Raw genomic sequence first — 24,695 nt, forward strand, 5'->3', positions numbered from 1 at the left:
ATGACCACCTGGGTCGCCAAGAACCGCTCCACCCTGCTCATCGCGGCCGTCGTCCTCGTGGCCGCGTACGTCTTCTACTACGCCAAGCACGACATCGCCCCGTCGATGTACGGATCGGCGTGGGGCTACGCCATCCCGCTCGTCCTCGCCGCCCTCGTCGGCGTCATCGGCGAGCGCTCGGGCGTCGTCAACATCGGCATCGAGGGCCAGATGCTGCTCGCCGCGTTCGCCGGGTTCTTCGGCGCCGCGTACAGCGGCTCGATGCTCGTCGGCGTCCTCGCGGGCGTCGGCACCGGCCTCATCGCCGGTGGCTTCCTCGCGTGGACCACGGTGCGCTGGCGGATGGACCAGATCATCGCCGGTGTCGTCCTCAACATCATCGCCACGGGCATCACGTCCTTCTACCTCAAGTCCGGCGAGATCCTCCCGGGTGTCATCCCCAACCTCGACGTGCCGCTGCTCAAGGACATCCCGCTCATCGGCGAGACGTTCTTCAGCGGCCGCAGCGCCATCGCGCTCATCGCGATCATCGCGGCCGTCGCGGTCCACCTCGCCCTCTTCCACACCCGCTGGGGCCTGCGCACCCGCGCGGTCGGCGAGTACCCGTCGGCCGCCGACACCGCCGGCATCAACGTCGAGCGGCTGCGCCTGGTCAACGTCACGCTCGCGGGTTCGCTCGCCGGGCTGGCCGGCCTCTACCTCTCGATGGACGCCTCGGCCTCCTTCGAGCGGGGCATCACCGCCGGCCGCGGCTTCCTGGCCCTCGCGATCATGATCATGGGCGCGTGGCGGCCGCTGCGGGCGCTGGTCATGGCGCTGTTCTTCGGCTTCATCAACGCCGTCGCCTCCCAGCTGCAGCAGACCGGCGGGTTCGACGTCCCGCCGCAGCTGACCGGCACCCTCCCGTACGTGGCGACGCTCGTCGTCCTCGCCGTCGCCGCCGGCCGGGTCCGAGGTCCGGCCGCCGCAGGACAGCCCTACGTCAAGAAGGACCAGTGATGAGCCAGACGCCCGAGACCCCCGGGTCCCCCCAGGTCCCCGACGTCCACACCGACACCCAGGCGGCCGTCGAGTCCCACCTCGACACGAGCGAGGAGCACCTCGCCGCGGTCGTGACCAACGAGGACATCCTCGCGCTGCCTCCCGAGCAGTCCGGCTTCGGCGAGGGCAACGTCGGCGAGGTCCTCCTCGACATCGAGGGTCTGTCCAAGTCCTTCGGGCCGGTGCGGGCCAACCGCGACATCTCACTGCAGGTCCGCCGCGGCGAGATCGTGGCGCTGCTCGGGGAGAACGGCGCCGGGAAGTCGACCCTCGTCAACCAGATCTTCGGCCTCATCACGCCGGACTCCGGCACCGTCGCCATCAAGGGTGACGCCACCGCCATCAAGGACCCTCGCGACGCCATCGCCCGGGGCATCGGGATGGTGCACCAGCACTTCCAGCTGGTGCCGGTCATGACCGTCGCCGAGAACATGGTGCTCGGGCACGAGACCACCCGCGGTGCCGGTGTGCTCGACCTCGAGGCCGCGCGGGCGATGGTCCGCGAGCTGTCGGCCAAGCACGGGCTGGCCGTGGACCCCGACACCGAGGTCGAGGACCTCCCGGTCGGCACCCAGCAGCGCGTCGAGATCCTCAAGGCGCTCTCGCGCAAGGTCGACCTTCTCATCCTCGACGAGCCGACCGCCGTGCTCACGCCGCAGGAGACCGACGAGCTGCTCGCGGTGATGAAGGAGCTCGCCAACTCCGGCACCTCGATCGTCTTCATCACGCACAAGCTGCGCGAGGTCCTCGCCGTCGCCGACCGCGTCTACGTGCTGCGCCAGGGCGCGGTCGTCGGCGAGGTGGCCACGAAGGACACCGACGCCAAGGGACTCGCGACGATGATGGTCGGCCGCGACGTCGTCCTGTCCATCGACAAGGCCGCCGCAGCCCCCGGCGAGACCGTGCTCGAGGTCGCGGACCTCAACGTCCTCGACGACCGCGGCCTGCGGGCGGTCAACGGCTTCTCGCTCACCGTGCGCGCGGGCGAGATCGTGGGCGTCGCCGGTGTCGAGGGCAACGGCCAGCGCGAGCTCGTCGAGGCCCTCGCCGGCATGCGCAAGGTCGTGTCGGGCCGGATGACCCTCGGGTCGCTCGACCTCACGAAGGCGAACCCGCACCAGACGCACCACGCAGGGATCGGCCACGTCCCCGAGGACCGTGAGAAGCACGGGCTCGTCGGGGCGTACTCCATCGCCGACAACCTCGTCCTCAACGAGTTCGACCAGCCCCCGTACGCGAAGTCCGGTGTGCGCCAGTTCGACGCGATCCGCGAGAACGCCGAGAAGCTGCGGGACGAGTTCGACATCCGGTCCTCGGGCGTCATGCAGTCGGCCGGCTCGCTGTCGGGCGGCAACAAGCAGAAGGTCGTCGTCGCCCGCGAGATGGCCTTCAAGCCCAAGCTGCTCATGGCCGCCCAGCCCACCCGTGGCGTCGACGTCGGCTCGATCGAGTTCATCCACCGGCGGATCGTCGAGGCTCGTGACGAGGGCGCCGCGGTCTTGCTCGTCTCGGCCGAGCTCGACGAGATCCTGTCCCTCTCGGACCGCATCGCCGTCGTGCACGGTGGAGCCGTGGTGGCCGAGATGGACGGCAAGGACGCCGACCGCACCGAGATCGGCCGGCTCATGGCGGGCGACCACTGACCCGCCTCTAGCTCGGACTCATTGCCCAGAAGCCACCTCGGAGGGCCCGGAAACGGCTCTCGGAGGTGGCTTTCGGGCAAATCGGTGGGGGCGCGGCGGGGTCGGGTCGTGGGGAGTCAGCGGGGCTCGCGGCGGCCGTCGGGCAGCTGACGCGTGACGCGGCGCCGGTCCAGGTCGGCGCACACCGCGAGCGCCACCCGGCGCGAGGTGCCGAGGGCGGCGCGCGCCTCGCCGAGCGTCCAGGGTGCGGGGAGGTCGACCAGGAGCGCCTGCGCGTCGGCGAGCGCGCCCGGGAGGAGCACGACATCCGGCCCGGGGCGGTCGAGGCGTCCGGCCCGCACGGCCGCCGCCAGGACCCGGTCGTCGATGCCGAGCGCCTCGAGCTCCGGCCGGGTGGGGGCGTCGTAGGGGTCGGCGGCCAGCCGCTGCTCGAGCGCGCGGACGCCGTCCTCGTGGGGGCCGAGGTCGGCGGTGGGCGCGAGCGAGACCCGGCCGCCGGCGACCTCGAGCCCGGCGCGGGCGGCGGCCTCGGCGAGGACCGGCATCGGGACGCCGTGCTCACGCGCGGCGGCCGCGAGGGACGTTGCCCCGGAGGCCGGCTCGAGCCGCTGGGCACGCTCCGCCTCGTGGCGCAGGTCGGTCGCCAGATGGTCGAGGAGGTCGGGGTCCACCAGGTGGCCCGCCACCCGGAGCACCGGGTCCTGTGCGCCGGACGGCGGACCGTCCCCCGTGCCGACGAGCCCCAGTCGTCGGGCGTGGTCGACGGAGAGGACGCCCCGGCGCCGCACCGCCCCCGCGAGGCCGGTCGGGTCGTCGGCGAGGGCGGCCGCGCGACGGAGCCCCGCCCCGCGCCCCCGGAGCGCGGGCGGGTCGGGGTCGAGGACGCGCACGCCCCCGAGAACACGGCGCAGCCCGGGGTCGCGCAGCACCGCGGGATCGCCGACCGAGAGCGGCAGCTCGCGCTCGAGCGAGAGGCGCAGCAGCCGCGGCCCGAGCGGGCGGACGCGTGCCGGCACCGCCGCGGAGCCGACGTGGACGACGGCGTGGGTCGGCGGGTCGAGCTCGCGGTCGGTCGCGACGTCGACGAGCCGGGTCGCCCACCAGTCGCCGGGACGGACCAGCGCCTCGCCGCGGCGCAGATCGCCCACCTCCAGGTCGCGCAGGTTGACCGCCACCCGCGCCGGGGCCACCGCCTCCTCGACCACCGAGCCGAGCGACTCCAGCCGGCGGACCCGCCCGGGCCGTCCGCCGACGAGCACGGCATCACCGGTCGCCAGCCGGCCGGAGGCCAGCGTCCCGGTCACCACGGTCCCGGACCCGCGCACGGAGAACACGCGGTCGACCCAGAGCCGGGCCCGCGCCTCCGGGTCGTCCGGGACCTCCAGCGCGTCGAGCCGGGCGACGAGCGCGTCCATCCCGTCGCCGGTGCGGGCCGAGACGGCGACCACCGGTAGCCCGACCAGGCTCGTCCCGCGCAGGCGGTCGGTGACGTCGGCGGCGACGGGTGCCGGGTCGGCGATGTCGCGCTTGGTGACGACGACCAGGCCGTGCCGGGTGCCGAGGGCGTCGAGCGCCGCGACGTGCTCGGCGGTCTGGGCCGACCAGCCCTCGTCGGCGGCGACGACCAGCAGCACCGTCCGCAGCGGGACGACGCCGGCGAGCATCGTCCGGACGTAGTCGGCGTGGCCCGGGACGTCGACCACCGCGAGGCGCCGCCCGGACGGCAGCGTCGTCCACACGTGCCCGAGCTCGATGGACAGGCCGCGCCGGCGCTCCTCGGCCAGGCGGTCCGGCTCGGTCCCGGTGAGCGACCGCACGAGTGCGGACTTGCCGTGGTCGACGTGGCCCGCCGTGGCGACGATGAGCACGTCAGGCCCCGGCCAGGGCCGCCCGCAGTGCCGCGGCCAGCACCGCATCGTCCTCCGGTGCGACACACCGCAGGTCGACCAGGCAGCGCCCGCCCTCGACCCGCGCCAGCACCGGCGGACGACCGAGCCGGAGCCTCCCGGCGACGACCTCGGGCACGGCCAGGGCCACACCGGGCAGTTCGACGCCGGGCCCGCCCCCGCCGCCGACCCGCCCCACGCACGGCACGACCTCGCCGGTCCCGACCGCGTCGCACAGCCCGGCCGTGCGGCGTTCGTGCTCGGCGGGGTCGAGGTGCAGGCTGGCCGGCACCGGCGGTACCGGGCCGCGGAGCGTCGCCTCGAGGGCGGCGAGGGTCAGCTTGTCGACCCGCATGGCCCGGGCCATCGGGTGGCGCCGGAGCCGCTCCACGACCTCGGCGCGGCCCAGGACGATGCCGGCCTGCGGGCCCCCGAGGAGCTTGTCCCCGCTGAAGAGCACGAGGTCGGCGCCGTCGGCGAGGGTCGAGGCGGCATCCATCTCGTCAGGCAGGAGCCTGTCGGGCTGCAGCAGACCGGAACCCACGTCGACGATGAGCGGCACGGGGAGCGCGGCGAGCTCGCGGACGCCGACGCTGCTCGTGAACCCGGTGACGCGGTAGTTGCTCGGGTGCACCTTGAGGATGGCCCCGGTGGCCGGGCCGAGCGCCTCCTCGTAGTCGCGCAGCGAGGTGCGGTTGGTCATCCCCACCTCGCGGATGCGCGCGCCCCCGGACTCCACGAGGGGAGGGAGCCGGAAGCCGTCCCCGATCTCGACCATCTCGCCCCGGCTGACGAGCACCTCGCGTCCGCCCGCGAGCGCCGTGCTCGCGAGGAGGAGGGCGGCCGCGGCGTTGTTGACGACCAGCGCCGCCTCCGCCGCCGGCACGGCCTCGAGGAGGGCCTGGAGTACGGAGGCCCCCCGCCGCCCGCGACGGCCGGTCGTGAGGTCGAGCTCGACGTCCGTGTGCCCGGCGGCGCCGACGAGCGCCGCCACGGCCGCCGCCGACAGCGGCGCCCTGCCGAGGTTGGTGTGCACGACGACGCCGGTCGCGTTGAGGACCGGGGAGAACGACGAGGCCGGGGCGGCGAGCTCGGCGAGCAGGGCGGCCCGCACCTCCGCCACGGGCAGGTCTCCGGCCCGGGCCCGTCCGAGCACGGAGCGCACCGCCCGCCGCAGCGCCTCCGGCGCCCGGCCGGCGCCGGCCGCGAGGACGTCGGGGTCGGCCAGGAGGGCGTCGGTGCGGGGCAGCGCGGCCCGGGCGTCGGTGTCGGACAACCCTGCTCCTCACGCCGGCCGGACGTCTGGCGGAGGTGGACGGGAATCGAACCCGCCAGCCCGAGCGACTCGGGCTCGTCGGTGTTGAAGACCGCGGGGACCACCAGGAGCCCAGACACCTCCGGTCCCGAACCTAGCCGATGGCCACGGCGCCACCACCCCTCCCTCCCGTCGAACGACGAGGACATGCCGCCGGCGGTCCGTGTCTCGCGGCATGTCCTCGTCGGTCGACCGCGGGTGGGCGGACGCGTAGGTTCGGCGGCATGGCTCCCCGGCTGACCGCGCGCCTCACACAGACCGCCTCCGGGGGCGGCTGCGCGTGCAAGATCCCACCCGGCGAGCTGCGCGCCCTCCTGGCCGGGGTCGACCTGCCGGGGTCGGACGCCCTCGTCGTCGGCGCCGACACGGGGGACGACGCCGCCGTGGTCCGCCTCGACGGCGGCCGGGCCGTCGTCTCGACGGTCGACTTCTTCACCCCCGTCGTCGACGACCCCCACGACTGGGGACGGATCGCGGCCACCAACGCGATGTCCGACGTCTGGGCGATGGGCGGTGAGCCTCTCGTGGCGGTCAACCTCGTCACCTGGCCCCGCACCAGCCTGCCGATGGAGCTGCTCACCGAGGCCCTGCGCGGCGGTGCCCGGGCCTGCGCGGAGGTCGGCGTCCCGCTCGCCGGCGGCCACAGCATCGACGGCCCCGAACCCGTCTACGGCCTGGCCGTCACCGGCCTCGCCGACCCCGACCGGTTGCTGCGCAACGACGCGGCCGCCCCGGGCACCGCCCTCTCGCTCACCAAGCCGCTCGGCCTCGGTGTCCTCAACAACCGCCACAAGGCCACCGGCGAGGCCTTCCCCGAGGCCGTCGAGGTGATGACGAGCCCCAACCGCGACGCCTCGCGCGCCGCCCTCGCGGCCGGCATCCGGGCGGCCACCGACGTCACCGGCTTCGGCCTCCTCGGCCACCTCGCGACGATGATGCGCGCCTCCGGCACCACCGCGGCGCTCGACGTCGACGCCGTGCCGGTCCTGGCGGCGGCCGTCGCGTCACTCGGCGAGGGGTACGTCCCCGGTGGGTCACGCCGCACCCTCGACTGGGTGCGCCCCGACCTCGACCCCGGCGAGGCCGGCGAGGACGCGCTGCTCCTGCTGGCCGACGCCCAGACCTCCGGCGGCCTGCTGCTGGGCGGCGAGGTGCCCGGCGCCCCGGTCATCGGTGAGGTGGTGCCGCGCCGCGAGGACGGCGCCCTCGTCGTCCTCCGTGGCCGGACCCCGCGCCCGGTCTGACCGGCGCCACCGCGACCCCGCCGGGAGCCCGCAGCCGAGCCGGCATCCGGCCGTCGAGCCCCCTGCAGGCGGCTCGAGGACGGCGAACCGGCTCGCGTGGCCGGACCCGGCGCCTGAGGGAATCCTTGGTTACGGAGTCGTAGGTTACGCAAACGTAGGTTACGCTGGCGTAGTGAGCGCACCCACCGTCGACCGTCCGACCCCCGCCCCGGGGGCCTCCCGGCCGCGCCTCGGCGCCCACGCCCCCGGACCGCTCGGCGGCCTGGTGCGTGGAGCCCGCAAGGTGGCCGAGGCCCTCGCCACTCCCCTCGTCCCCGACGACTACCTCGACCTCCTCGACCCGATGCGCGCCGGCGCCGACCTGCGCGGGCGCATCGTCGAGGTCCGCCCCGAGACCGCCGACGCCGCCACCGTCGTCATCCGCCCCGGCCGCGGCTGGCGCGGGCACGTCCCCGGCCAGTACATCCGGATCGGCGTCGACATCGACGGCGTCCGGCACTGGCGGGCCTACAGCCTCACCCACCGCGCCGACGGCTCGCCGGCCGCGGGCATCCCCGCCGGCTGCGTCGCCATCACCACCAAGGCGATCCCCGAGGGCAAGGTGTCGAACCACCTCGTGCGCCGCACCGCCCCGGGCACGCTCGTGATGCTCGACCAGGCCACCGGCGACTTCACCCTGCCGACCCCCGCCCCGGCCAAGGTCCTCTTCCTCACCGCCGGCAGCGGCATCACGCCGGTCATGGGGATGCTGCGCAACCACCTCCCCGAGCTCGCCGACGTCGCCCACGTGCACTGCGCCCCGAGCGAGCGCGACGTCATCTTCTCCGCGGAGCTCGCCGGGCACCACGACGCCGGCCGGCTCGCCCTCTCCCTCAACCTCGACGACGTCCACGGCGTCCTCGACCTCGCCCGCCTCGACACCCTCGTCCCCGACTGGCGCGAGCGCGAGACCTGGCTCTGTGGCCCGACGGCCCTCCTCGACGCCGCCGAGCAGCACTGGGCCGACGCCGGCGTCCCCGAGCGGCTGCACGTCGAGCGCTTCCGCCCCAGCGTCGTCGAGCCGGGCGAGGGCGGCACCGTCACCTTCGCCCGCAGCAGCCGGGTCGTCGAGGCCGACGGCGCCACCGCCATCCTCGACGCCGGTGAGGACGCCGGCGTCCTCATGCCGAGCGGCTGCCGGATGGGCATCTGCTTCGGCTGCGTCGTGCCGATGCGCGCCGGCGCCATCCGGGACCTGCGCACCGGCGAGGTCACCGTCCACGAGTCCGACGAGCCGCTGCCTGTCCAGACCTGCGTCAACGCCGTCGCGGGCTCCTGCGAGCTCAACCTCTGACCCCACCGACCACCTCCCGCACACCCCACGGAAGGACGACAGCATGACCCTCGCCCCCGAGCGCACCCCCGCCCACGGCTCCACGAAGCCGCAGGGCATCAACACCCGCCTGCGCGTGCAGAGCGACAGCCCGCGCCCGCAGCGCCCCGCCCTGAAGAAGTCCGGGCGCCCCAACCCGGCCGCGCACCTCTCCCCCGAGCAGATCGAGGGCATCGGTGTCGAGCTCGACGCCCTCCGCAAGGAGGTCATGGACTCCCGCGGGGCCAAGGACGCGGCCTACATCCGCAAGGTCATCAAGGTCCAGCGCTACCTCGAGATGGGTTCTCGCGCAGCGCTGCTCTTCAGCAACGTCAAGGTCAAGGGCTTCCGCCCCGCGTGGTGGATCGGCACCGCCGGCCTGTCGGTCGCCAAGATCCTCGAGAACATGGAGATCGGCCACAACGTCATGCACGGCCAGTGGGACTGGATGCGTGACCCGAAGATCCACTCCACCGCGTGGGAGTGGGACAACGCCTCCCCGGCGAGCCAGTGGAAGCACAGCCACAACGAGATCCACCACACGTTCACCAACGTGCTCGGGCGCGACAACGACCTCGGCTACGGCATCCTGCGCGTCGACGAGGACCAGAAGTGGAGCCCGTTCTTCCTCTTCCAGCCGATCTGGCACGTCGGCAACGCGCTCCTCTTCGAGTACTCCATCGCGGCCTACGACCTCGAGCTCGGCGGCTACCTCGCGAAGAAGCACCGGATGAGCGAGGAGGACAAGGCCAAGTTCCGCGCCGACCGCGACGAGGTCCTCCAGAAGATCAAGCGCCAGGCGACCAAGGACTACCTCGTCCACCCGGCGCTCTCGGTGCCGACCGGCTCGGCCCGGACCACGCTGACGGCCAACATCGTCGCCAACCTCGTCCGCAACGTCTGGACGAACACCGTCATCATCTGCGGCCACTTCCCCAAGGGCATCGCGACCTTCGAGAAGACCTCGATCGAGGGCGAGACCCGCGGCGAGTGGTACCTGCGCCAGATGCTCGGCTCCGGCAACATCTCGGGGTCCAAGGCGATGCACGTCATGACGGGCAACCTCAGCCACCAGATCGAGCACCACCTGTTCCCGGACATGCCCAGCAACCGGTACGCGCAGATCGCCCCCCGCATCCGCGACCTCATGGAGCGCCACGACCTGCCGTACGTCACCGGCAGCCTGCCCCGCCAGGTCGGCTCGGTGTACTGGAAGGTCGTCGAGCTCTCGCTGCCGAACAAGGTCGAGGGCCGCCGGCGCCGCGACATCGTCAGGCTCGAGCTGACCAAGGCCTGGCGGAAGAAGAAGCGCGCCCTCCGCGGCTGACGCGCCACCCCGCACCACCCCACGACCGCCCCCGGCCCCCACGGCCGGGGGCGGTCGACATCCCCCGTTCGGCCCCCGCCGGTGCGAAGCGGTGTGCGCTGCCCCCGTCCCCGGGGTTACCGTGTCGGCGCCCCGGACCCTCTGTCCCCGACCCCCGGAGTACCGCCGTGAACCGCACCCACCCCCTGCGTCCCACCCTCGTGCGCGCCGCCGCGTGCACCGCCCTGCTGGCACCCCTCGGCCTGGCCGCCGCCCAGCCGGCCAGCGCCGCCACGGTCCCCCAGATGCAGGCCGAGGTCACCCGCCTCGTCAACATCCAGCGCGCGAAGGTCGGCTGCAAGGCCCTGCGGGTCGACGCCAGGCTCCAGCGCGCCGCGACCCTCCACAGCCAGGACATGCGCGCGAAGAACTACTTCAGCCACACCTCCAAGGACGGTCGCAGCCCCTGGACGCGCATCAGGGCGCAGGGCTACCAGTACGGCTCCGCCGAGAACATCGCCGCGGGCCAGCGCACCGCCTCGGCCGTCGTCTCGGCCTGGATGAAGAGCACGGGCCACCGCAAGAACATCCTCAACTGCGCCAACAAGGCCGTCGGTGTCGGTGTCTCGCGCGGGGGCACGAACGCCTACTACATCTACTGGACCCAGGACTTCGGCACCCGCTGACCTCCCGCGCCGTCCGCCGGCGGCGTGGTTCAGCCGCGGGCGGCGAGCGCGGCCGCGAAGTCGAGGCCGGTCGCCGCACGCACCCGGTCCATCACCGCGAGGGTGGCCACGGTGTCGGCCCACGGCCGCAGCGGTGAGCCGGTCTCGCCGGCCGTGATGCGCCGCGCCACCTCGGCGGCCTCGAAGTGCAGGCCGTCGTGGTCGACGCGGGGCTCGTCCCAGTGCAGGGCCTGGCCCGCGCGCGGGTACAGCGTGAACGGCCCCGGCCGGTAGAACTGCCGGTGCAGCTCGATGCGCCCCTCCGGCCCGGCGATGCACGCCGTCGTCGGGGTGTCGGCGAGGATCGAGCACTGGAGCGCCGCGGTGGCCCCGGACGCCGTCGCGAGCGCCATCGAGAGCTGGCCGTTGATGCCGTTCGGGGCCGGCGTGGCGACGGCGACGACGCTCTCGGGGGTCCCGAGCGCCCAGGTCGCCAGCGTCACCGGGTAGGTGCCGAGGTCGAGCAGCGGCCCGCCCGCGAGGTCCTCGCGCAGGATGCGGTGCCCCGGCCCGAACCACTCCCCCATGTCGCACACGACCGAGGTGGGCTCGCCGAGCACGCCGTCGGCGAGCAGCTGCAGGACGACGTCGAAGCGCGGGAGGAACAGGCTCCACATCGCCTCCATGCAGAAGACGCCGGCTGCGGCGGCCGCGTCCCCGATGGCCCGGGCCTCGTCCGCGTCGAGGCCGACCGGCTTCTCGACGAGCACGTGCTTGCCCGCGGCGATCGCCAGCAGCGCGTGCGGCAGGTGGAGGTTGTGCGGCGTGGCGACGTAGACGACGTCGACCCCGGGGTCGGCCACCAGCGCCTCGTACGAGCCGTGGGCCCGAGCCGCACCCCACCGGGCCGCGGCCTCGTCGGCGGAGCCCTGGCTGCGCGAGCCGACCGCCGCGAGGACCTGCGTGGTGTGTCGGCCGAGCGAGCCGACGAACCGGTCGGCGATCCAGCCCGTGCCGAGCACACCCCACCGCAGCGGCGGCGCGTCGGCGGAGGACGGGGTCCGGGGCGTGGGCAACGAGGTCGGCGGCACCCTCGGGACGATATCGTCATGTCCTGACATTTGCACCAGCCGTCTCGACCGCCAGGAGGTCGGCGTGGACCTCCTCGGGGGCAGCCTGCTCGCCGCGTCGCTCATGGCGGTGGCGGCGGTGGTCATCGGGTTCTCCAAGACCGCGCTCGGCGGGCTCGCCGTGGTCTCGGTCGCTATCTTCGCCTCCGTGCTCCCCGCTCGGCAGTCCACCGCCGCGATCCTCGCGGTGCTCATCGTCGGCGACCTCGTCGCGGTCTGGCACTACCGGCGGGATGCCGACTGGGCCATCGTCCGGCGGCTGCTGCCGGCCGTGCTCCCCGGCCTCGTCCTCGGCTCGGTCTTCCTCGGGCTGGTCGACGACACCGTCCTGCGCCGGAGCATCGGCGGCATCCTCCTGGCCCTCGTGCTGCTCCAGCTCTGGGTGAAGTGGCGCTCGGGCGAGGAGTCCTCGACCCTGCACGAGCGGCGCGCGGCGGCCTGGGCGGCGGGCACCGGCGCCGGCTTCGCGACGATGACGGCCAACGCGGCCGGGGCGGTCATGACGCTCTACCTGTCGGCCTCGGGCATCGACAAGCGCCGGTTCGTCGGCACCAACGCGTGGTTCTTCCTCATCGTCAACCTCGTCAAGGTACCCTTCTCCATCGGGCTCGGGCTGCTGCACTGGCGCGACGCCGGCCGGGCCGGGCTGCTCGCGCCCCTCGTCCTCCTCGGCGGGCTGCTCGGCTACGCGACCGTGCGACGGATCAGCCAGCGCGGGTTCGACGTCGCCGTGCTCCTCGCCTCGGCCCTGGCCGCCGGCGCCCTCCTCCTCGGCTGATCGCCCGGGCCAGCACCGCCCCCCCCCCCCCGCGGTGATGGAGGCCGGCGCCGTCAGGCCAGCCCGAGGCCGCGCAGACCGGTGGGGTTCAGCTGTTCCGGCTGGAACCGGTTGGGCCACAGTCGTTCGTAGTCCTCGGCCGGGAAGTCCGTCGGGCTGTTGCCGGTGGCGAACGCCTCCCGGACGGATGCCGCGTACACCTCGTTGCGGGGGCACCACGGGGCGGCGGGGATGTACATGACGTTGCCCCACCCGCGCTGGTCCGTGACCGGGTCGACGCCGTGGATCATGTCGCAGTGCCACCACACGGAGTCACCGGCACGCACGTCGGGGATGCCGCTGACCGCACGCAGCAGGAGCTCGTGCCACTGCTGGGTGGCGGGGAAGACCTGGTTGGTGGTCACCCCGCACATGTCGCCCTGGGGCACGTCGTCCAACAGCGGTCGCAGCATGAGGTAGGCCATCGCCTCGGGGATCGGGACGGTGTGCAGCACGCCCTGGTCGTGGTCCATGTCCGACAGGGCGGTCCAGCCCTGGAAGGTGCGGAACGCCGAGCACATCGTGGAGCCGGGGTACTGCGGCCCGGCGGTCCGGTGGGCGGCGTCCCAGGGGTCGTACTCCTCGACCGAGCCGTCGAACAGGTGCCGGAACGCCCGCTGGTAGTCCTCGGTCATCCACAGGTCGAGGGTCCCGGGGTCGAGGTGGGTGCCGAGCCCACCGGAGTCCGCACCCGGGGGGCGCCGGCGGATCCGGTCGGGGTAGAGGGAGTCCCGGTCGGGGTCGAACCAGGTCGTGCCGCCCGACTCGTGCGTCCACTGGGCGTTGAGGAAGCGCTGCACCGTGGCCATCCGCTCGCTCTGGCGGGCCTCCATCTGGGCCGGCGACCAGTAGACGGGGTAGATCTCGGGCTTGGAGCCGACGCTGCCGAAGAAGTCGTCGCCCGGGCCGCGGTAGTCCTCGAAGAAGCCGTTGCCCTCGACGTAGTCGACGATGTCCGTGTCCCAGGCCAGCGCCTGCTCGCGGGGGAAGTGACCCCGGACGACCAGGCAGCCGCGGCGTCGCAGGGCGGCGAGGAGGTCGGCGGACACCGTGCCCGCCTCGACCTCGGCGTAGTCGACGACCGGCCAGATCTCCTCGCCGCGCGCCGTGGCCGCCTCGATCTCCTCGACGGCGGACCGCACGCGGGCCTCGACCACGGCGAAGACCTCCTCGACCGAGCGCCCCGACGCGGCGATCCGCGCCCGGATGGCGGCCTTCGTCTCGCGCACGGCCTCCTCGAGGTCTGCCGGGGGCTCGTCCCAGTGCGGTAGGGCCGGCAGGTCGGCCGGGGCGGCGAGGGCGGCGTCAGAGACGGACATCAGGGTGTTCTCCATTCAGAAAGGACTCCTTACTGAATGGAGAGACTACGCGCCCGATGGCTTTTGGGCAAGACTCCTTACTAGACTGCGGACGTGGAGCCCTCGAAGCCGTCGCTGGACCTGCTGCGGCACCTCTCCGACCAGCACGTCCTCACCGCCCTGATCGACGAGCCCCGGCTCACCCGCGCGCAGATCGCGACCCGGTCCGGCCTCTCGAAGCCCACCGTCGGCGAGAGCGTGCGCCGGCTCGTCGAGTCGGGGGTCGTGCGCGACACGGGCGGGGTGACCACGGGGCGCCGCGGCCGTGCCGGGACGCTGTTCGCCCTGGCCGACGACATCGGCGTCGCGCTCGCGGTCAGCATCGCCCCGGACGGCATCCGCGCCGAGGCCGTGGACGTCTACGGGCAGGTCGTCGCCACCGCCGTGGAGTCGCTGTCCCGGCCGGCCTCCCCCGACGAGGTCGGCCGGACGCTGCAGCGGGTGGTGACCGAGGTGGGCTCCGCCTCCCGGCCCGCGGTCCGGCTGGTCGTCGTGAGCGCCGCGGACCCCGTCGACCGCCGGAGTGGTCGCCTGGTGCACCTGCCCGACGCCCCGTTCCTCGTCGGGGACCTCTCGCCGAAGGAGGTCCTGCAGGGCGTGGTGTCCGCTCCTGTCTCCATCGACAACGACGTGAACTGGGCGGCGCGAGCCGAGCGCAGGGCAACGGGCGACTCCCTGGACGACTTCGCCTACCTGTACCTCGACGAGGGGCTGGGCTGCGCCGTCGTCAGTGACGGCGAGGTCCTTCGTGGTGCGCGGGGCCTGGCCGGGGAGGTCGCCCACCTGCTCACCCGGGGCGCCGCCGGGCGGGCAGTGCCGTTCACGGAGGTGTTCGCCGAGCTGGGGCTACGACAGGAGGGCTCCACGGCCATCGAGGTCGAGGCGACGGTTTCGGCCATCGCCGAGGCGCCCGGCGCCGACGACCCGTCCGGCACCCTCGGCCACCTCGCCGGCGCCATCGGTGGAGTGCTGGCGGCCATGATCGCCCTGCTCGACCCGGAGGAGATCATCCTCGGCGGCGCCGTGGGGTCGGACCCTCGCCTGTTCGCAGCGACCGAGGCGGCGTTCCGGGCCATGCCACGGCACGTGCCGCTGCGCCGGGCCACGATCGTCGACCAGCCGTCCCTGACCGGTGTGCGGCAGGACGCCCTGGCGCGGCTGCGGACCTGGGTGTCCACCGGCGGCGGAGCCCCCGGATGAGCCCGGCAGTCGGCCGCTGACCGCCGGTCAGCCGCGCAGACGGGGCGGGATGTTCCACGGCGTGACGACCTGGGGGGATGACGGCTCGCTCGCCGGGGCGCCGGGGAGCAGGTCCTGGGCCCGCAGCAGCTGGGTGAGGGCGGTGCGCAGGTCGGCCCGCAGGTCGTGGTGGAGCACCGCGGTCAGGACCCCGGACCGCAGCAGCGGCAGGTTGTCGGCGTCGAGGTCGTGGCCGACGAACGGGATGCCCGCGAGCCCTGCGGCGGCGAGCGCCCGAGCCGTGCCGGCGTTGCCGCCGCCCATCGAGTAGACCCCCGCGACGTCGGGTCGCCGGGCCAGCACCGCGGCGACCGCCTCGGCCATCGGCTCGTCGGCCCCGTGCACGTCACCGGCCCGCAGCACCTCGCGACCGGGATCGGTCACCGCGAGCCCCTCCTCGAAGGAGACCAGCCGCTCCTGCTCGCCGAGGAAGGCGCGGTGGCTGACCGTGGCGAGGACCGGGCCCGGGGCGCCCCGGAGCACCGCCGAGAGCAGGTGGGCCGCCGTGGCCCCGGCCGCGACGTTGTCGAGCCCGGCGTAGGCCACCCGCCCCGACCCGGCGACGTCGGTGACGAGGGTGACGGTGGGGATGCCGCGCGCGCCCGCTCGGCGCACGGCCGCGGCGACCGCGGGGTGGTCGGGTGCCTTGAGGAGGAGGCCGTGCGAGACCCGCCCTCCTGTGCCGACCGCGTCGACGAGGGCCGCGACGGCCTCGGGCGCCGCGCCGCCGCCCATCCGGAACCTGGCCCGCACGGTCGCGGGGCGCAGGGCCGGCAGCGTCTCCTCGGTCGCGGTGCGCACCGCGTCACGGAACCGGCCCGGGGCGTCGAGCACGACGTCGACGAAGACGGTGCGCCGCGCCAGCCGCAGCTGGGTGGCCTGGCGGTCGAGCTCGAGGAGGGCCTCCTCGACCGCCCGCACGGCCCGGGGGCTGGCACCGGCGCGGCCGTGGAGGACCCGGTCGACCGTGGCGGTCGAGAGGCCGCACTGCTCGGCGACGTCGCGGACGCGGTGGCCGGTGCGCGGCACGGTCCCTCCCTTCGGCGACGGATGCTGAGGTGATTCTGATGGACTTTGCCCCGTGCCGGCCAGCCCCGTCCACCGCACAGTGGACGGACCACCACCGCCCGCTCGACGAGGAGCACCCCGATGACGCCGACGACCGCCACCGCCACCCCGGGCTTCCGCCGGGCCGAGGACTGCCGGCTCGAGGACCTGCTCGCCGTCCTCGAGGACACGACGGACGCAGCGGCGTACCCGCACGCCGACCGGGTGCTCGAGGGCGTCCTGGTCTACGAGGCGGAGTCGCTGCGTCCGCGCCTCGCGGACCAGGCGTCGGCCGACGTCGTGCGGGCCGAGCTCGCCGACGCGTTCGCCGACGGCCCGGGGATCGTCGTGCTCGCCGGGGCCTTCGAGCCCCCGGTGCTCGAGCGGGTCACCGCGGCCTTCGAGGCGGTCATCGCGCAGGAGAAGGCGGCCGGGCAGCTGGCCGGCGACCACTTCGCCGGCCCCGGCTCCAACGACCGGGTGTGGAACGCCCTCGAGAAGCTCGCCGTCCGAGACCCCGAGGCCTTCGTCGCCTACTACGCCAACGACATGGTCGCCCTCGCCGCGAGCGCCTGGCTCGGCCCGGCCTACCAGGTCACCTCGCAGGTCAACGTCGTCAACCCGGGCGGCAAGGGGCAGACCGTCCACCGCGACTACCACCTCGGGTTCCAGAGCCCCGAGGTCACCGGGCGCTACCCCGGCCGCGTGCACGACGTCTCACCGCTGCTCACGCTCCAGGGCGCGGTCGCCCACTGCGACATGCCGGTCGAGACCGGACCGACCCTCTACCTCCCGCACAGCCAGAAGTACGCCTACGGCTACCTCGCCTACTGGCTGCCGGAGTTCCAGGACCACTTCCAGCGCCACCACGTCCAGCTGCCCCTGCGGGCCGGTGACGCCGTCTTCTTCAACCCCGCGCTCTTCCACGCCGCCGGGTCGAACCACACGAACGACGTGCGCCGGATGGCCAACCTGCTGCAGGTGTCCTCGGCGTTCGGCCGGGCGATGGAGACCGTCGACCGCGACCGAGTGGTGCGCGCGGTCTACCCCGCGCTGCTCGCGGCGGTGGCCGACGGCCTGCCCGACGACGCCGCCGCCCGGGTCGTCGCCGCCTCGGCCGAGGGGTACGCCTTCCCGACCAACCTCGACCGCGACGTGCCGGTCGACGGGATGACCCCGCGCAGCCAGGCCGAGGTCGTGCTCGACGCCCTCGCGGTGGCCCTGACCCCCGAGCAGCTCGGCACCCGCCTCGAGGCCGGCGCCCACGCCCGGCTGAGCCACTGACGCGGACCACGCCACCGACCACGGGCTCCCCGCCGAACGAGCGCGGACGGCGCATCGTCATCAGGCTATATGTCAGGACATTCTGTTGACAGATGCGCGATTGGGGACCATGATGGATCGGCCGCGGACCTCGCGCCCTCGCCACCGCGCCTGGTTCATCCACGACCTCCCGACGGGAAGTTCGCAGCCCCCATGAGCCTCACCGACCTGCTCGTCGACCGCGTCGTGCTCGTCGTCGGGGCGACCTCGGGCGTGGGCGCCGCGGTGGCTCGGGCCGCCGCCCGGGAGGGTGCGCTCGTGGCGGTGGCCGGCCGGCGGACGGACCGCGCGGAGGCCCTCGCCGCCGAGCTGCGCGACGGCGGGTCCGAGGCGCTGGCCGTGCAGTGCGACGTCGCCGACCCGGCGAGTGCCGTGGCCGCCGTGACGGCCACGGTGGAGCGCTTCGGCCGCATCGACGGCCTCGTGAACTCCGCCGGCCTGACCACGCGCGGCACGCTGCTCGACACCACCCCCGAGCTGTTCGACGCCCACGTCGCGACCAACCTGCGCGGGCCGTTCTTCACGATGCAGACCGCGGTCGCGGACATGACCCGCCGCGGCGCGGGCGGCGCGGTCGTCAACATCATCAGCAGTGCCGAGCTCGGCGGGCAGCCGTACCTGGCTGCCTACTCGGCCGCGAAGGCGGGACTGGCCACGCTCACCCGCAACGCCGCGTTCGCGCACCGGTGGGACCGGATCCGCATCAACGGCCTCGACATCGGCTGGACCGAGACCGAGGGCGAGGCCGACATCCAGCGACGGTTCCACGGGGCCGGCGAGGACTGGGCGGCCCGGGCCGCCGCGAGCGTGCCCATGGGCCGGCTGGGCCAGGTCGACGAGATCGCCGACATGGTCGTCTTCCTCCTCTCCGACCGGAGCGGAGTCGTCACGGGCTCGGTCCTCGACTGGGACCAGATCATCCAAGGATGTCAAGACTGATGCGCATCGGACTCATCGGACTCGGGCGCATCGGCGCCTTCCACGCCGACACCCTCGCCGCCCTCGACCGGGTCGACGAGCTCGTCGTCACCGACCCCGTGGCGGCTGCCGTCGACGCGGTCACCGCGCGCCTGCCGAAGGCGACGGCGGTCGACTCGCCCGAAGCGCTGCTCGACGCCGGGGTCGACGGCGTGGTCATCGCCGCCGCGACCGGCGCGCACGCCGAGCTGCTGCTCGCCTCGGCCGGTCGGGGCATCCCCACGTTCTGCGAGAAGCCGATCGCCGGCTCGGCCGACGAGGCCGTCACCGTCCGCGACCGGCTGGCCGGCTCCGGCGTCCCGGTGCAGATCGGGTACCCGCGCCGGTTCGACCCGGCGTTCGTCGCCGCCCGGGACGCCGTCCGCACCGGGGAGCTCGGCCGGGTGCACACGGTGCGCTCGACGACCCTCGACCCCGCGCCGCCCCCCGCCGGCTACCTCGCAGGCTCCGGCGGCATCTTCCGCGACTGCTCGGTCCACGACTTCGACGCCGTGCGCTGGGTCACCGGCCAGGAGGCCGTGGAGGTCTACGCCGTGGGCGCGGTCGACCCCGACGCCCCGGCCGAGATGTATGCCGACCACGGTGACTGGACGACGGTCTCGGTCCTCATCACCCTCGCGGACGGGTCGCTCGGCGTGGTCTCCAACACCCGCACCAACGCACGCGGCTACGACGTCCGCCTCGAGGTGCACGGGGTGCTCGACGCCGTGGCCGCCGGTCTCGACGAGGGCCTGCCCCTGCGGCCGACCCAGCCCGGCGTCACCTGGCCCGCCGGCCCCCCGCACTCCTTCTTCATGGACCGCCTCACCGCCGCCTTCCGGGCCGAGCTCGCGACGTTCTGCGCCGTCGCGGCCGGCGAGGTCGCGTCGCCCTGCACGATCGAGGACGCCATGGGGACGGCCTGGATCGCCGAGGCCGCGACGCTGTCCGCCCGGGAGAAGCGCCCGGTGCGCATCGACGCGGTCGCCCGCTGAGGCGACCGGCCGCTCCCGCGCCGTCAGTCGACCGTGAAGGCCTCGCGGAAGGCGGCGAGGGCCGCGGCCGGGTCGGCGCTCGCGAAGGCCTCGAGGCCGACCACCCCGGTGAAGCCGGCGTCCGCGAGCGCACCGGCCACCCCGGCGTAGCGGATCTCGCCGGTGCCGGGCTCACACCGACCCGGAACGTCCGCGACCTGCACCTCGGCGACCCACGGCAGCGCCTCCCGGCACAGCTCGATGAGGTTCCCCTCGCCGATCTGGGCGTGGTAGAGGTCGAGGTTGAGCCGCAGGTGCGATGAGTCGACCCCTCGCACGAGGTCCAGGGTGTCGGCGGCCCGCGCGAACGGAGTGCGGGGGTGGTCGACCGCGGTGTTGAGGTTCTCGAGGACGAACGTCACGCCCTCCCGCTCGCCGAGCTCGGCGATGCGGCCCAGCGTGCGCCGGGCGGTGTCCCACATCTGCGGGGTCACCTCGTGGGCGGGGACGACCGGCAGCCCGCGTCCGTCGAGCCCGGTGCCGTGGAGGTTCAGGCTCGGGGCCCCGAGCCGGCGGGAGACCGCGACCGACTCGGCCGCCGTGCGCAGCAGCTCGTCGGCGCCGGCCTCGTCGGCCAGCGTGCCCGTCGTGTACCCGGTCATCGACGTGAAGCGCACACCGTCCGCGGCGAGCGCCTCGAGGACATCGAGGTCGTGGCCCCGCCAGTCCCAGATCTCCACGGCGAACCCGGCGTCGTGGATGGCCCGCACCCGGTCGGCGACCGGGAGGTCGACGAAGAGCATCTCGGCACTCGCGGCGAGGACGAACGGGGTGGTGCTCATGCCGGGCTCCTGGTCGGAGGGGACGGACTCGGCGACGGTCCGCGAGCAGCATAGCCGCAATTGTCAGGACATTCTGTCGCGAGCTGGGGAGGACGTCGAGGGCGGGGACGTCGACGCAGCCGGGGGCCCGCTCGAGGACCGCAGCACCAGCCGAGGGTCGATGACGACGTCCGCGACCGCAGCCTCCTCGCCCTGGAGGGCGGCGGCGAGCAGCCCCACCGTCTCGTGGGCCAGTCGCTCGGGCTCCTGGCTGACCGAGGTGAGGTCGACGGTGCCGAGCCGGGCCGGCGGGCTGTCGTCGTAACCGACGACGGAGAGGTCGGCGGGCAGGTTCAGACCGGATCGGAAGACGCTGTCCCGCAGCCCGATCGCGACCCGGTCGTTGAAGCACACGGTGGCCGTCGGGCGGGAGCGGGCGGGGCGGGCCAGGAGGCCGCCGGCTGCGCGCGCGCCGTCGTCCTCCGTCGCGCCCCCGGCCAGGACGTCGACCTCCCCGGCCAGCCCGTGGCGACACATGGCCGCCCGGTAGCCGCTGCGCCGGGCCGTCGCGATGGAGCCACGCGGACCGTCCACGAACGAGATGCGGCGGTGCCCCAGGCCCACGAGGTGGTCGACGGCGAGCTCGAGACCGCGGTCGTCGGAGACGAGCACCCCCGGCGCGAGCGGGGTTCCCCGCCGCCCGACGACGACGGTGGGCACGGTGGCGGCGAGGGCGTCGAGGGCGGCGTCGGGCATGGCCGGGCCGAGCACGGCCAGAGCCTCGCAGCGGAAGTCCAGCAGGGTCTCGGCCGCCCCGGCCTCGTCCCGGCGGGCCGTGACCGTGGACAGCACGAGGTCGAGGCCCTGCTCGCCCGCCTCGTCGTCGAGCGCCCGGACGAGCTCGGCGTGGAACGGGCTGGTGACGTCGAGGAGGACCCCGATGAGGTGCGAGCGGCGGCGGGCGAGCAGGCTCGCGGTGCGGTCGGGGCGGTACCCGAGGGCGGCGGCCACACCCCGCACCGCGTCCGCCGTCACCTCGCTCGGGCCGGGACGTCCGCGCAGGACCAGCGAGGCGGTGGCCGTCGAGACGCCCGCCCGCCGCGCGACGTCGACCAGCCGGGGTCGTGCGCCGCCTTGCGTGACCATCCGCCCTCTCCTTGACAGTTTGTCCGGACAAAATCTTGACAGGCGTCCGCCGCGGGTCCACCATCTCTTAAAGCGCTTTATACACGTCGACGACGACGGCGACAAGGAGAGACGACGATGTCCCAGCAGCCCATCGGGGTCGCGGTGATCGGTGCAGGGATGGCCGGTCGCGCGCACTGCGCCGGTTACCGGTCCGCGCCCACCCTGTTCGACCCCCCGCTGCCCCCGATCCACTACGCCGCCGTCGTCGACGCCGATGCGGGCGTCGCCGAGGACGCGAGGACCCGGTACGGGTACTCCCGGTCGGGCACCGACTGGCGCGAGCTGCTCACCGCCGACGACGTCCAGGTCGTCAGCGTCGTGGTCGCCAACTCCCTGCACCGCGAGATCGTCGAGGCCCTGCTCGAGGCCGGCAAGCACGTCATCTGCGAGAAGCCGCTGTCGGACTCCCTCGAGGACGCGCAGGCGATGGCCGACGCCGCCGCCGCCCACCCCGAGCTGGTCACCGGCACGGCCTTCGTCTACCGCCGACAGCCCGCCGTCGCGGCGATCCGCGAGCTCGTGGCCACCGAGCTCGGCGAGGTGTCTCACTTCAACGGCCGCTACTGGTGCGACTACGCCCGCAGCGCCCGGACCCCGATGGCCTGGCGCTACCGGGGCGGCCCGGGAACGGGTGCGCTGGCCGACATCGGCAGCCACCTCATCGACCTCGCGGAGTTCGTCTGCGGCCCGATGACCCAGGTCGGCGGGGCCGCGTTCACGACGAAGGTCACCGAGCGCTACCTGGCCGCCGGGACGACGTACGGCCACGCCCGCGCCGAGCTCACCGACGTCAAGGAGCCCGTCGAGAACGACGACGTCGCCACCTTCACGGCGCACTTCGCCTCGGGCGCCGTCGGTACCTTCTCGATCTCGCGAGTCGCTCCCGGCCACGCCAACTCGCTGGCCTTCGACCTGTTCGCCGAGACCGGCGCCGCGAAGTGGGACATGGACCGACCGGCCGAGTTCTCCGTCATCCGGCAGCTGCGGGACGACGGCCTCGACGGCTACAACCAGGTGCTCGTCGGGCCGGCGCACCCGTACCTCAAGGGTGGCGTGCCGATGGACTTCCCCGGTGTCTCGTTCGGGGTCGGCGACCTCTTCGGCTTCCAGCTGCGCGCGTTCTTCGAGCAGGTCGCCGGCATCGAGGGCGGCCTGCCCCCGGTCGCGACCTTCGCCGACGGCGTGCGCGACCTCACGATCATCGACGCCGTCATCCGCTCGGCGGCTGCCGGCGGGGCCGTCGTCGACCTCCCCGTGCACCACTCCGCCTGACCCACACCGGTTCCCCCGCAGCTAGGAGCAGCTCATGTACCTCGGCGTCTACAACGCCTGCCTCGGCGACAAGCCGCTCGGCGAGGCCCTCGACATCATCGCCGGCCTCGGCATGACCAGCGTCGAGATCAACTCCGGCGGCTTCCTCCCGCCCATCCACCTGCCGGTCGAGGAGCTGCGCGCCAGCGAGGACGCCCGCCAGCAGTACCTCGGCGAGTTCAGCTCGCGGGGCCTGACCCTCACGGCGCTCAACTGCAACGGCAACCCGCTCTTCCCGCGCGAGGGCTTCCCCCACGCCCAGGACCTGCTCGACTCCATCGAGCTCGCGGCCCTGCTCGGGGTGACGCGCGTCGTGACGATGTCCGGCATCCCCGCGGGCAGCCCGGGCGGCACGAACCCCGTGTGGAACCCCCTCCCGTGGTGGAGCCCGCTGCTCGACGTGCGCGACCACCAGTGGGGCGTCGCCGTGCCGTTCTGGAAGGACGTGCAGGCCCGCGCCGCCGCGGCCGACGTGAAGGTGGCCATCGAGATGCACCCGGGCAACATCGTCTTCAACCCCCGGACGATGCACCGCCTCGCCGAGGAGATCGGCTCCACCCACGTCGGCGCCGAGATGGACCCCAGCCACCTCTTCTGGCAGTGGATCGACCCGGTGGAGGCGGTCAAGGACCTCGGCTCGCTCGTGGTCAACGCCGCCGCCAAGGACACGCGCATCAACGAGGCCGCCGCGGTCAACGGCGTGCTCGACGACAGTTTCACCCGGGTCGCCGAGGGCGAGAAGGGCTACCTGCCCCTCGGCGGTGGCACGTCCCTCTCGGGCTGGCCGAGCGATTCCTCGTGGGACTTCGTCGCCGTCGGCCGCGGCCACGACGTGCAGTGGTGGACCGAGTTCCTCCGGGCCCTGCGCGACGTCGACCCCGACATGCCGGTGAACATCGAGCACGAGGACCTCGAGCTCGACCAGCTCGAGGGCCTGCGCTTCGCGGCGGACACCCTGCTCGAGGCCGAGCGGGCGCTGTGAGCCCCGCCGCCCCGGAGCCGCTCCGCATCGGCGTCCTCGGGGCGGCGCGCATCACCTCCCTGGCGCTCGTCGAACCCGCTCGGGCCACCGGGCACCGGGTCGTCGCCGTGGCGGCCCGCTCCCGCGAGCGGGCGGTGGCCTTCGCGGCCGAGCACGACATCGAGCGGGTCCTCGGGAGCTACCAGGACGTCATCGACGACCCCGAGGTCGAGGCCGTCTACAACCCGCTGCCCAACGCGATGCACGGCCACTGGAACCTCGCGGTGGTCCGGGCCGGCAAGCACCTGCTCACCGAGAAGCCGGCGGCGGCCAACGGCGAGGAGATGCGCACCGTGGCCGAGGCCGTCCGGGCGGCCCGCGTCGTCTGGCTCGAGGGCTTCCACTACCCGTACCACCCGCTCTTCCTGCGGGTCCGCGAGATCCTCGGGGCGGGTGGCATCGGCGAGGTCCGTCACGTCGACGCGCCCCTGCGGATGCCGGCACCCCCCGACGACGACCCGCGCTGGTCCTCGGAGCTGGCCGGCGGGGCCACGATGGACCTCGGCTGCTACTCGATCTCCTGCCTCCGGCTGCTCGGCGAGCACGCCGGCGGTGAGCCGACCCTGGTCTCCGCGACCGCGACCGAGCGTCCGGGCCGCCCCGGCGTCGACGAGCGGCTGTCGCTCGAGGTGAGCTATCCCTCCGGCGCGACCGGTACGGGCGGCGCCGACATGGACTTCGCGGGGCGGAACTTCAGCCTGACGGTCACGGGGTCGGAGGGCTCGCTCGAGGTGCCGATGTTCGCGGTACCGAGCGAGGACGACACCCTCGTGTGGCGCCGGCCGGGCCGGGAGCCGGCGGTCGAACGGCTCGGACGGAGGACGAGCTACACCTACCAGCTCGAGGCGTTCGCCGCCGCCGTGCGCGAGGGTGTCCCCGTCGTCACCGACGTCGACTTCCCCGTCGCGACCATGACGATGGTCGACGCCGCCTACCGCGCAGCGGGGCTCGACGTCCGGCGCCCCGCGCGCTGACCATCGGCGAGCGCCGCCGCCCGAGCCCCCGGATCCTGAGGACCGGGGGCTCGCAGCGGTTCCCGTCGGCGGATTTGTAGGTTA

The 24,695-nt window shown here is 74.1% G+C and carries 21 protein-coding genes and 1 tRNA gene; 14 read left to right on the forward strand and 8 right to left on the reverse strand.

Annotated elements, in window-relative coordinates:
- On the forward strand, positions 1-999 hold the full coding sequence (locus ACQZ2A_RS09540; RefSeq protein ID WP_430210043.1) for an ABC transporter permease: 999 nt from the start codon (positions 1-3) through the stop codon (positions 997-999).
- Positions 999-2,684: an ABC transporter ATP-binding protein gene (locus tag ACQZ2A_RS09545; RefSeq protein WP_430210046.1), complete on the forward strand. Its 1,686-nt coding sequence runs from the start codon at positions 999-1,001 to the stop codon at positions 2,682-2,684. Before ACQZ2A_RS09540 ends, ACQZ2A_RS09545 begins: the two co-directional genes overlap by 1 nt.
- Positions 2,685-2,800: 116 nt before the next feature.
- Here ACQZ2A_RS09545 and selB read toward each other — a convergent pair whose 3' ends face one another.
- From selB to ACQZ2A_RS09560, 3 genes are all read right to left on the reverse strand, one after another.
- The gene (gene selB / locus ACQZ2A_RS09550; protein WP_430210049.1) at positions 2,801-4,552 is read right to left on the reverse strand and encodes a selenocysteine-specific translation elongation factor; all 1,752 of its coding nucleotides are present in this window, start codon (positions 4,550-4,552) and stop codon (positions 2,801-2,803) included.
- Between the two features lies 1 nt (position 4,553).
- Entirely contained in the window at positions 4,554-5,846 is a 1,293-nt protein-coding gene (selA, locus tag ACQZ2A_RS09555; protein WP_430210052.1) for an L-seryl-tRNA(Sec) selenium transferase, read from the reverse strand.
- A gap of 27 nt (positions 5,847-5,873) precedes the next feature.
- Positions 5,874-5,969: transfer RNA gene (locus ACQZ2A_RS09560), tRNA-Sec, on the reverse strand.
- A 140-nt stretch (positions 5,970-6,109) separates the two neighbouring features.
- On the opposite strand from ACQZ2A_RS09560, the gene selD reads away from it, so the two are divergent.
- From selD to ACQZ2A_RS09580, 4 genes are all read left to right on the forward strand, one after another.
- On the forward strand, positions 6,110-7,129 hold the full coding sequence (gene selD, locus ACQZ2A_RS09565; RefSeq protein ID WP_430210055.1) for a selenide, water dikinase SelD: 1,020 nt from the start codon (positions 6,110-6,112) through the stop codon (positions 7,127-7,129).
- Positions 7,130-7,301: 172 nt separating this feature from the next.
- A complete protein-coding gene (locus tag ACQZ2A_RS09570) occupies positions 7,302-8,462 on the forward strand; it encodes a ferredoxin reductase (RefSeq protein ID WP_430210058.1) in 1,161 nt (386 codons plus the stop codon).
- Positions 8,463-8,505: 43 nt separating this feature from the next.
- Positions 8,506-9,807: a fatty acid desaturase family protein gene (locus ACQZ2A_RS09575; protein WP_430210061.1), complete on the forward strand. Its 1,302-nt coding sequence runs from the start codon at positions 8,506-8,508 to the stop codon at positions 9,805-9,807.
- A 167-nt stretch (positions 9,808-9,974) separates the two neighbouring features.
- On the forward strand, positions 9,975-10,472 hold the full coding sequence (locus ACQZ2A_RS09580) for a CAP domain-containing protein (RefSeq protein WP_430210065.1): 498 nt from the start codon (positions 9,975-9,977) through the stop codon (positions 10,470-10,472).
- Positions 10,473-10,501: 29 nt separating this feature from the next.
- On the opposite strand, the gene ACQZ2A_RS09585 is transcribed toward ACQZ2A_RS09580, so the two are convergent.
- On the reverse strand, positions 10,502-11,542 hold the full coding sequence (locus ACQZ2A_RS09585) for a Gfo/Idh/MocA family protein (RefSeq protein ID WP_430210068.1): 1,041 nt from the start codon (positions 11,540-11,542) through the stop codon (positions 10,502-10,504).
- 64 nt (positions 11,543-11,606) lie between these two features.
- On the opposite strand from ACQZ2A_RS09585, the gene ACQZ2A_RS09590 reads away from it, so the two are divergent.
- Entirely contained in the window at positions 11,607-12,359 is a 753-nt protein-coding gene (locus ACQZ2A_RS09590) for a sulfite exporter TauE/SafE family protein (protein WP_430210071.1), read from the forward strand.
- Positions 12,360-12,412: 53 nt separating this feature from the next.
- Here ACQZ2A_RS09590 and ACQZ2A_RS09595 read toward each other — a convergent pair whose 3' ends face one another.
- Positions 12,413-13,717, reverse strand: a complete 1,305-nt coding sequence (locus ACQZ2A_RS09595) for a DUF1479 domain-containing protein (protein ID WP_430210074.1) — start codon at positions 13,715-13,717, stop codon at positions 12,413-12,415.
- 93 nt (positions 13,718-13,810) lie between these two features.
- On the opposite strand from ACQZ2A_RS09595, the gene ACQZ2A_RS09600 reads away from it, so the two are divergent.
- A complete protein-coding gene (locus ACQZ2A_RS09600) occupies positions 13,811-14,956 on the forward strand; it encodes an ROK family transcriptional regulator (RefSeq protein WP_430210076.1) in 1,146 nt (381 codons plus the stop codon).
- A 27-nt stretch (positions 14,957-14,983) separates the two neighbouring features.
- On the opposite strand, the gene ACQZ2A_RS09605 is transcribed toward ACQZ2A_RS09600, so the two are convergent.
- A complete protein-coding gene (locus ACQZ2A_RS09605; protein WP_430210078.1) occupies positions 14,984-16,024 on the reverse strand; it encodes a LacI family DNA-binding transcriptional regulator in 1,041 nt (346 codons plus the stop codon).
- Between the two features lie 120 nt (positions 16,025-16,144).
- On the opposite strand from ACQZ2A_RS09605, the gene ACQZ2A_RS09610 reads away from it, so the two are divergent.
- From ACQZ2A_RS09610 to ACQZ2A_RS09620, 3 genes are all read left to right on the forward strand, one after another.
- Positions 16,145-17,326, forward strand: a complete 1,182-nt coding sequence (locus ACQZ2A_RS09610) for a phytanoyl-CoA dioxygenase family protein (protein ID WP_430210080.1) — start codon at positions 16,145-16,147, stop codon at positions 17,324-17,326.
- Positions 17,327-17,518: 192 nt separating this feature from the next.
- Positions 17,519-18,304, forward strand: a complete 786-nt coding sequence (locus tag ACQZ2A_RS09615) for an SDR family oxidoreductase (RefSeq protein ID WP_430210083.1) — start codon at positions 17,519-17,521, stop codon at positions 18,302-18,304.
- Entirely contained in the window at positions 18,304-19,317 is a 1,014-nt protein-coding gene (locus tag ACQZ2A_RS09620) for a Gfo/Idh/MocA family protein (RefSeq protein ID WP_430210086.1), read from the forward strand. Before ACQZ2A_RS09615 ends, ACQZ2A_RS09620 begins: the two co-directional genes overlap by 1 nt.
- A 23-nt stretch (positions 19,318-19,340) precedes the next feature.
- On the opposite strand, the gene ACQZ2A_RS09625 is transcribed toward ACQZ2A_RS09620, so the two are convergent.
- Together ACQZ2A_RS09625 and ACQZ2A_RS09630 are read right to left on the reverse strand one after the other, a co-directional pair.
- On the reverse strand, positions 19,341-20,138 hold the full coding sequence (locus ACQZ2A_RS09625; protein WP_430210089.1) for a TIM barrel protein: 798 nt from the start codon (positions 20,136-20,138) through the stop codon (positions 19,341-19,343).
- A 63-nt stretch (positions 20,139-20,201) separates the two neighbouring features.
- On the reverse strand, positions 20,202-21,263 hold the full coding sequence (locus ACQZ2A_RS09630; RefSeq protein WP_430210092.1) for a LacI family DNA-binding transcriptional regulator: 1,062 nt from the start codon (positions 21,261-21,263) through the stop codon (positions 20,202-20,204).
- A gap of 117 nt (positions 21,264-21,380) precedes the next feature.
- On the opposite strand from ACQZ2A_RS09630, the gene ACQZ2A_RS09635 reads away from it, so the two are divergent.
- From ACQZ2A_RS09635 to ACQZ2A_RS09645, 3 genes are read left to right on the forward strand one after another with little or no spacing between them, the layout of a single operon-like run.
- Positions 21,381-22,577 (forward strand): Gfo/Idh/MocA family protein, encoded by a 1,197-nt coding sequence (locus tag ACQZ2A_RS09635; RefSeq protein ID WP_430210095.1) that lies wholly within the window; start codon positions 21,381-21,383, stop codon positions 22,575-22,577.
- Between the two features lie 34 nt (positions 22,578-22,611).
- Entirely contained in the window at positions 22,612-23,598 is a 987-nt protein-coding gene (locus ACQZ2A_RS09640) for a sugar phosphate isomerase/epimerase family protein (protein WP_430210098.1), read from the forward strand.
- A complete protein-coding gene (locus ACQZ2A_RS09645) occupies positions 23,595-24,611 on the forward strand; it encodes a Gfo/Idh/MocA family protein (protein WP_430210101.1) in 1,017 nt (338 codons plus the stop codon). Before ACQZ2A_RS09640 ends, ACQZ2A_RS09645 begins: the two co-directional genes overlap by 4 nt.
- The last annotated feature ends 84 nt before the right edge of the window (positions 24,612-24,695 follow it).

Source organism: Phycicoccus avicenniae (assembly GCF_050496545.1).
GTDB lineage: Bacteria > Actinomycetota > Actinomycetes > Actinomycetales > Dermatophilaceae > Phycicoccus > Phycicoccus avicenniae_A.